The sequence below is a fragment of the Streptomyces sp. URMC 123 genome, from assembly GCF_051386515.1.
Taxonomy (GTDB): Bacteria; Actinomycetota; Actinomycetes; order Streptomycetales; family Streptomycetaceae; genus Streptomyces.
In genome coordinates, this window is the sequence record NZ_JBPQTV010000298.1 from 1 (window position 1) to 7,993 (window position 7,993).

The following is a 7,993-nucleotide window of genomic DNA, read 5'->3' on the forward strand; positions in this document are numbered from 1 at the left end:
GCCCTCACTCCCCGGGCGGACACCTGCTCCACCGCCGACGAGGACGCCCGCCTGGCCGCCGTGCTCAAGCAGGTGAAGGAGGACCTCGCCACCGCGTCCGCCCACGGCCTCGGCTACGGGCTGCTGCGCCATCTGAACCCCGACACGGCGCCCGAACTCGCCGCGCTGCCCAGCCCCCGGCTGCTCTTCAACTACCTGGGCCGCTTCGACGCCGCCACGGAGGCCGACTGGGCACCCGCGCCCGTACCGGACGCCTTCGGCGGCGACGCGGACCCCGACCTTCCGCTCGCCCACACCGTGGGGGTCGACGCGCTCGTCCACGAGGACGGCGCCGGCGCCCCGGTGCTGACGGCGACCTGGTCCTGGGCCCGCAGCGCCGTCACCGAGCAGCACGTCCAGGAGCTCGCCGAGGCCTGGTTCCAGGCGCTGCGGGAGCTGGCGGACCTCGGCCGACGGATCGAGACCGGCGGCCTGACCCCCTCCGACCTGGCCCTCGTACGGCTGGAGCAGCACGAGATCGAGCAGATCGAGGCCGCGCACTCGCACACCGCCGACATCCTGCCGGTGACTCCGCTCCAGAGGGAACAACTGCGGCACACCCTGCGCGCCGCGCACGGCTCCGACGTCTACACCATGCAGGTGCGGTACGACCTGGAGGGCGCCCTCGACGCGGACGCGCTGCGCGCCGCCTGCCGCTCCCTGCTGCACCGGCACCCCAGCCTGAGGGCGTCGTTCCTCCTCGACCACCCGGCGCAGCCGCTCCAGGTGATCGCGCGGACGGCCGAGGTGCCGTGGCACTTCTGCGATCTGACCGGCATGTCCCCGGAGGAACAGCAGGACTGGTGCACCGAGCTGCTGGACGCCGACCGGGCCCGGCGGTTCGACGTCACCCGGCCGCCCCTGATGCGGTTCACCCTGGTGCGCCTCGCCGCCGATCGCCATGTGTTCCTCAGCAGCATCCACCACGCCCTGCTGGACGGGTGGTCGCTGTCGCTGATGCACACGGAGCTGTTCCGGCTCTACGCCGACGGGGGAGAGGACCTCCGCCCCCTGCCGCGGTCCACCTTCCCCGACCACCTCGCCTGGCTGGCGCGGCAGGACCGGCAGGCCGCCGAAGAGGCGTGGCTGCGGAGCCTGTCGGGCGCGGAGCCCACGCTGTTCGCTCCCGCGATCGCGACCGACGGCACACTGCTCCCGCAGCCGTACGCGACCGAGCTCACGGAGGAGCTCACCGGGGCGCTGAACGACATGGCCCGCGCCCACGGGCTGACGCTGGGCGTGCTCGTCCGCATGGCCTGGGCGCTGGTGCTGCGGGGCGTCGCCGGCCGCGACGACCTGGTCCTCGGCGCCACCGTCTCGGGCCGGTCCCCCGATGTGACGGACATGACGTCGATCCTCGGGCTGCACACCAACATCGTGCCGGTACGGGTCCTGCTCGACCCGGCGGAGACGCTGCTCGGCCTCGCGACGCGCCTCCAGGAAGAGCAGTCGGCGACCTACGTCCACCAGCACATGGGCTGGGAGGACATCGCCCGGGCCATGGGCGAGGCAGAACTGTTCGCCGCTCACATGGTGTTCCACAACTACCCGTTCGACCCCTCGGCGACCGAGTGGATGGGCGACGTCCGGGTCCGCGGCATCGATGTCCACGACGGCACGCACTACCCGCTGTCGCTGGTGGCCTGGCAGTTCGGCCCGCGCCTGACCCTGCGCGTGGACCACCGGACCGACGTGTACGGCACGGCGGACGCCAAGGACCTGGCGGCGCGGCTCGTCCAGGAGCTGGAACGGATCGCCACGAGCCCCGAAGCCCCGGTCGGTACCGCGACCGCCGGGACGACCGCCGGGACGGTCGCCGAGGCGACCGCCCAGGGATGATCGGCTCGGCGGCCACCTCCCGCACAGGGGGCCGCTGGGGCTAATGTGGCGGAACAGCGGCGGCCGTGCCCCCGGGCGCGGCCGCCGCTGCGCGATCCTCCCCCTCAAAACGATCGACATCCGATCACACAGTGAGTAAAGTCTCGAATACTGCGAGTTACCGACAGCGAGTTATCGATATCGGCGAGCGAAAGCGGTAGGGCATGGTGGACGTGCGGAGGTCCGGCATTCCGGCGGTGGTGGCAGGCGGCGACGCCCCTGTGCGGGACGGGGACCGCGCCTGATGTCGGCGCCCTCGATCGTGGCCGACAGCGCTGTGGAGCCTCTCGTTTCTCCGGTCAACTCCCACAACGAGTGGGACCCTCTGGAAGAGGTCGTCGTCGGGCGTCTCGACGACGCGACGATCCCCTCCCATCACCCGGTCGTGGCCTGCAATATCCCGCCGTGGGCGGCGCGGTTGCAGGGGATGGCGGCCGGCTTCAGATACCCGCGCCGGCTGATCGAGCCGGCACAGCAGGAGCTCGATCGGTTCATCGCCCTGCTGGAGTCCCTCGACATCACGGTCACGCGCCCGGACGCGGTCGACCACCGGCAGCGCTTCGCCACCCCCGACTGGTCCTCGCGCGGCTTCTGCAACACCTGTCCGCGCGACAGCATGCTGGTCATCGGTGACGAGATCATCGAGACCCCGATGGCGTGGCCGTGCCGGTACTTCGAGACCCACTCCTACCGGACGATCCTCAAGGACTACTTCCGGCGCGGCGCCCGCTGGACGTCGGCGCCGAAGCCGCAGCTCACGGACGCGCTGTTCGAGAAGGGCTTCTCCACCCCCGCGGCCGGCGAGCCCATGCGCTACATCCTCACCGAGTTCGAGCCGGTGTTCGACGCGGCGGATTTCGTCCGCGCGGGACGCGACCTGTTCGTCACCCGGAGCAACGTCACCAACCGCATGGGCATCGAGTGGCTGCGCCGCCACCTCGGGCCCGGCTATCGCATCCACGAGATCGAGAGCCGCTGCCGCACACCCATGCACATCGACACGACCTTTGTGCTGCTCGCGCCCGGCAAGGTGCTGGTCAACCCCGAGTACATCGACGTCGACCGGCTGCCCGACATCCTGAGCTCCTGGGACGTCCTGATCGCCCCCGAGCCCGATCCGATCGACGAGCGCATGCTCAAGATGACGTCACTGTGCGGCAAGTGGCTCAGCATGAACGTCCTCATGATCGACGAGAAGCGGGTCATCGCGGAGCGGCACCACACCAACATGCTGCGCGCGCTGGAGCAGTGGGGGTTCGAGCCGATCCCGTGCGACCTGCTGCACTACGCGCCGTTCGGCGGCTCGTTCCACTGCGCGACGCTCGACGTCCGGCGACGCGGCACGCTCGAGTCGTACTTCGACTGACGCTACTGACTCGACCGGCCCGGCCGGTCCGGCTGGTCCGGCCGGCCTGACCGGTCGGGCCCGTCGAGCGTCAGGACGGCAACGCGGCGCGGTCCGCCTCCGGCAGCCACCACGCGCCGTCGGGGAGGCGGTGCCAGAGGTGGTCCCGCGCGTAGCCGTGGACGAGTTGCAGGACCCGGTTGACGGCGGCCGTCGCGGTGGCGGCGTTCCACACGGCGTGCCAGGGGTAGAGCGGCACCGGCTCGATCAGCGGACGGGCCGTCAGTCCGGCCGGAAGCTGCCCGGTGGTGAGGCCGAAGGCGGGGTAGCCGCGGGCGGCGACGGTGTCGTGGATGGCGGCGCGGCCGTGCCCGCGGGCCCGTAGCCCCACCGTCAGCCCGAAGGCGTCGACGATCTGCTCGATCCAGTCCCGCCACTCGGCGGCCTCGTCGGCGGTGAGGACGAGGAGCGGGTGGTCGGCCAGGTCGTCGAGCGTCACCCGGTCCCGGGTGGCCAGCGGGTGCCCGGTGGGAACGATGATCCCGATGGGTTCCAGCCGTACGGGCATGGTGGCGAGGGCGGCGGGCAGTTCCTGTCCGAGGCCGTGGACGCGGCCGAAGGCGAGATCGAGATCGCCGCCCACCAGGCGGGGCAGCGCGGCGGCCAGACCCTGGCTCTGCAGAACCTCGAAGGGCAGACAGGGGGTCTGGGCCCGCAGGTACTGCGTCAGCAGCGACGGCGTGAGTCCCTCCGTGAGCACGTCGATCCGCAGGGGCGTATGGACGCGGGTGACCTCGTCGAGCAGGCGCCGCGCGTCACCGAGAAGCCGGCGGCCCCGTTCGACGAAGATCTCGCCGGCCGGGGTGAGCGCCACCTGGCGGCGGTCGCGGACGAAGAGCGCCACCCCGACGCGCCGCTCCAGCGTGGTGATCTGGGCGGAGAGCGTCTGCTGGGCGATGGAGAGCCTGCTCGCGGCCCGGCCGAAGTGCAGCTCTTCGGCGAGGGTCACGGCGTAGCGCACCTGACGCAGGTCGAGATCCACACTTCACGGTAACAGCCGGAGACTGTCACGTGTCCGCCGAGATGTGTTGGACCGACCACGGCCCGTGAGCGTTGACTGAGAGAGCAGAAGACGCCGAGAGAAATCCTTTTGAAGGATTCGACGGCTATCCGACCGCTCAATCGAAGGCAAGGCGAGAAACGTGATGCGAGCAGTGGTGATGGACTCCTATGGCACCCCCGACGTGCTGCGGGTGGCCGAGCTTCCCGAGCCGGAGGCCGGCGCGGGCCAGGTGCGGGTGCGGATCAAGGCGGCGGGGCTCAACCCCATCGACGCCAAGATCCGCCGGGGGGAGTTCGACGCGGTGTACGACATCTCCTTCCCCCAGCAGCTCGGCAACGAGTTCGCCGGAGTGGTGGACCGGGTCGGCGAGGGCGTGGACGGCTTCGCCGTGGGCGACGAGGTGATCGGCTTCGTCGACATGGCGGCCTACGCCGAGTACGTCGTCGTCCCGGCCGAGAACCTGACCGCCAAGCCGGAGGCGCTGTCGTGGGAGACCGCGGCGGTGATCGGCGCGGTCGGCCAGGCGGCCTTCAACGCGCTGCGCAAGCTCGGCGTCGGCGCCGGGGACACGGTGCTCGTCCACGGCGCGGCCGGTGGGGTGGGCAGCGTGGCGGTGCAGTTCGCCCGCGCCTGGGGCGCCACGGTGATCGGCACCGCGAGCGAGGACAACCACGACCACGTCCGCTCCCTGGGCGGCACCCCGGTGACCTACGGTGCCGGACTCGAACAGCGCGTTCGCGAGCTGGCCCCGCAGGGAGTCGACGCCTCCCTCGACCTGACCGGTTCCGAGGAGGCGATCGCCGTCTCGACCGCCGTGACGAAGGACCGCGGGCGCGTCGTGACGCTGGTCAGCCCGCCGCTGGCGCAGCGGTACGGCATCACCATGATGTTCGGCAGCCGCGCGGCCGAGACCGTCGCCCAGGTCGCCGACCTGGCCGCGCGCGGCGACCTCCGGCTGCCCGTCACCCGCCGCTTCGCCCTGGCGGAACTGCCCGCGGCGCACCGGCTGATGGAGTCCGGCGGCCACTACGGCAAGCTCGCCCTCGTCCTCTGACCGCCCCCCGATCCGGGGGCGGCCCCGCTCGCGCCGTCCTGGAGACTCGTATGTTCGCCAAGCACGCTCAGGGCCGGATCTCGCGCCAGGCCCATGCCGGGGTGCCGGAGGGCACCTTCGAGGAACACCACGCCCGCCAGGGCTTCGAGGGAGAGGTCTCCCAGCTCTACCACGCCCACCCGCCCACGGACTGGCTGCGCGTCGAGGGCCCGATCCGCCCCCGCGGCATCCGGCTCACCGAGGTGCCCACCGCCGACGAGCACGACGAACGCGCGCTTCCCACCCGCCTGCTGCACAACGAGGACATCTCCCTCGCGGTGTCGAAGCGAACCGCGCCGATGCCGTACTACCTGCGCAACGCCGACGGGGACACCCTGCTGCTGACGCAGTCCGGCCGGGGCACCCTGGTCACCGACTACGGCGCCGTGGCGTACGGGCCGCTGGAGTACCTGGTCATCCCCAAGGGCACCAACTATCGCCTGGTCCCCGCTCCCGGCGGCCCGCACCTGACGTACGTGGTGGAGACCCGGGACCCGATCACCCTGCCCGAGCGCGGCCCGCTGGGGCACTTCCTGCCCTTCGACCGCGGCGTCCTCGACGTGCCCCGCCTCGACGCCGGGGCCGGCGTGCCGTCCGCGCGCACCGCGGCCGGCGAGTGGGAGGTGCTGGTCAAGCGCGACGGTGAACTGTCCTCGATCCACTACGCGTTCGACCCCGCCGACGTGCGGGGCTGGACCGGCAGCCTCACCCCGTACCGGCTGCGGCTGGCGGACATCCGCCCGGTCACCGCCGAGCGGCTCGACGTGCCGCCGATGGCCCACGCGACCTTCCAGGCGGGGAGCAACTGGATCGTCACCATGGCCCCGCGTCCCACCCAGACCGCCGAGGACGCCGAGCGGGCCCAGCCGTACCACCGCAACGTCGACTACGACGAGGTCATCGTCCCCCTCGGCACCGGCGACGCCCGTCACGCCGGGCCGCCGACGGGCCTGGCGAGCCTCACCCCGGGGGGCATGAACCACGGCCCCGGCCGGGCGCGCCTGGCCGCACAGCGGGACCGGTTGCCGATCTACGTGTGGAACATCGACACCGCCCGCCCGCTGCGCTGCACCGATGCGTTCGAGGCGAACGAGATCCCCGACTTCGCGCGGCACGAGAGCTACCGCGGCTGACCGCCGACACCATGTGGCCGGGGCGGCGGGCTCGGCCCCTCCCCCCTCCTCTCTCTCCTCCCTCACGCACATCCCTTCGGCCCCTCCCGCCCTTCCTGTGATCCCGGAGCACCACCTGTCATGAGCCGTGTCCTGGCCATCTCCGGCTCCCTGCGAGCCGCCTCCTTCAACACCCGGGTCCTGCACGCCCTCCCGGCCCTGGCGCCCGACGGCATGCGCATCGAGGTCTTCGACGGCCTCGGCGACCTGCCCCACTTCAGCGAGGACCGGGAGGCCGACCCGCCGGCGCCGGTGCGCCGGCTGTGGCAGGCCATCGCGGACGCCGACGGTCTGATCGTCGCCACCCCCGAGTACAACGGCGCGATGCCCGGCGTGCTGAAGAACGCCCTGGACTGGGCCTCGCGCCCGTACGGGGAGAGCGTCCTGCCCGGCCACGCGGCCATGGTCCTGTCGGCCTCGCCCGGGATCTTCGGCGGCGTCCGGGCCCAGGCCCAGCTCCGCGAGGTGCTGGCCCTCCTCAACGTCTACGTCGTCGGCGGCCCCCAGGTCGCCATCCCCGAGGTCCACACCCGCCTCGCCCCCACGGCGGAACCGGCCGACCAGCGCCTGACCGACCCCACCACCCGGGCCATGCTCGGCTCCCTCCTGCACGGCCTGGCGGAGGCCATCGACCACCAGGCCGGCGGCCGCCTGATCAAGCCCTTGCGGCACTGGCAGAGCCAGTCGGCCCACTGACCTGGCGCCCGCCGCCGCGTGGCGCGGACGTCTTCCCGCGGACCGCCGGCCCGGGCCCCGGAGGGCCCCACCTCCCTTCACGACTTGAACCTGACGTGGCGTGAGGACGCACGATGGGGCCATGGACGCGTTCACGACGTGGAAAGTCGGTTCACTCGCCGAGGCGAGCGGCCTGACCGTACGCACGCTGCACCACTGGGACAGCATCGGTCTGCTCAGCCCCTCCCGCCGAACCGCGGGCGGGCACCGGGAGTACACCGAGGGCGACCTCGTCCGCCTCTATCAGGTGCTGGCCCTGCGGAACCTGGGGCTGAGCCTGGAGACCATCGGCGTCTGTCTGGACGCCGGAGTCGATCCCGCGCGGCTGATCCGGGACCACGTCAGGAGCGTGGAGGACTCCATCGCCGCACTCGACACCGTACGGCGGCGGCTCCTGAGGCTCGGCACGGAGCTGGAGTCCGACCGAGCCCCGACGGCCACGATGCTGCTCGACGCGCTGCGGGCGATCGGCCGCACCGGCCCGGAGGGCGAGCAGGCGCTGCGCCGCCACCTGGACGCCGATCAAATGCGGGCCCTGCGGGCCCGCGCCACCGCCCTGGGGCCCGCGACGCACTACCTCCTGGAGGTCGAATGGCCCGAGCTGTACCGACGGGCCGAGCGGCTGCGCGCGGCCGGCACCCCGCCCACCGACCCGCAGGTCCGGCGGC

General features: G+C 72.4%; 7 protein-coding genes. 6 read left to right on the forward strand and 1 reads right to left on the reverse strand.

Annotated features, from left to right (window positions below; translation table 11 throughout):
- A partial coding sequence (locus ACSNOD_RS25310) for a condensation domain-containing protein (RefSeq protein ID WP_436769357.1) occupies positions 1–1,878 on the forward strand: 1,878 nt, incomplete at its 5' end.
- A gap of 283 nt (positions 1,879–2,161) precedes the next feature.
- Positions 2,162–3,283, forward strand: coding sequence for an amidinotransferase (locus tag ACSNOD_RS25315; protein ID WP_436769358.1), 1,122 nt, complete (start codon positions 2,162–2,164; stop codon positions 3,281–3,283).
- A 70-nt stretch (positions 3,284–3,353) separates the two neighbouring features.
- Here the strand turns inward: ACSNOD_RS25315 and ACSNOD_RS25320 are convergent, their stop codons facing one another.
- The gene (locus ACSNOD_RS25320; RefSeq protein WP_436769359.1) at positions 3,354–4,304 is read right to left on the reverse strand and encodes a LysR family transcriptional regulator; all 951 of its coding nucleotides are present in this window, start codon (positions 4,302–4,304) and stop codon (positions 3,354–3,356) included.
- A 163-nt stretch (positions 4,305–4,467) separates the two neighbouring features.
- On the opposite strand from ACSNOD_RS25320, the gene ACSNOD_RS25325 reads away from it, so the two are divergent.
- The 4 genes from ACSNOD_RS25325 to ACSNOD_RS25340 form a co-directional block, all read left to right on the forward strand.
- Positions 4,468–5,379: an NADP-dependent oxidoreductase gene (locus ACSNOD_RS25325; RefSeq protein WP_436769363.1), complete on the forward strand. Its 912-nt coding sequence runs from the start codon at positions 4,468–4,470 to the stop codon at positions 5,377–5,379.
- Positions 5,380–5,429: 50 nt separating this feature from the next.
- On the forward strand, positions 5,430–6,551 hold the full coding sequence (locus ACSNOD_RS25330) for a homogentisate 1,2-dioxygenase (protein ID WP_436769360.1): 1,122 nt from the start codon (positions 5,430–5,432) through the stop codon (positions 6,549–6,551).
- A gap of 120 nt (positions 6,552–6,671) precedes the next feature.
- Positions 6,672–7,286 carry an NADPH-dependent FMN reductase gene (locus tag ACSNOD_RS25335; RefSeq protein ID WP_436769361.1) on the forward strand — a complete coding sequence of 205 codons (615 nt, stop codon included), beginning with the start codon at positions 6,672–6,674 and terminating at the stop codon, positions 7,284–7,286.
- A gap of 121 nt (positions 7,287–7,407) precedes the next feature.
- A partial coding sequence (locus ACSNOD_RS25340; protein WP_436769362.1) for a MerR family transcriptional regulator occupies positions 7,408–7,993 on the forward strand: 586 nt, incomplete at its 3' end.

Coding starts and splice junctions, on each gene's coding strand:
- ACSNOD_RS25315 (WP_436769358.1), top strand. CDS start 2,162: ATGTCGGCGCCCTCGATCGTGGCCGACAGCGCTGTGGAGCCTCTCGTT.
- ACSNOD_RS25325 (WP_436769363.1), top strand. CDS start 4,468: ATGCGAGCAGTGGTGATGGACTCCTATGGCACCCCCGACGTGCTGCGG.
- ACSNOD_RS25330 (WP_436769360.1), top strand. CDS start 5,430: ATGTTCGCCAAGCACGCTCAGGGCCGGATCTCGCGCCAGGCCCATGCC.
- ACSNOD_RS25335 (WP_436769361.1), top strand. CDS start 6,672: ATGAGCCGTGTCCTGGCCATCTCCGGCTCCCTGCGAGCCGCCTCCTTC.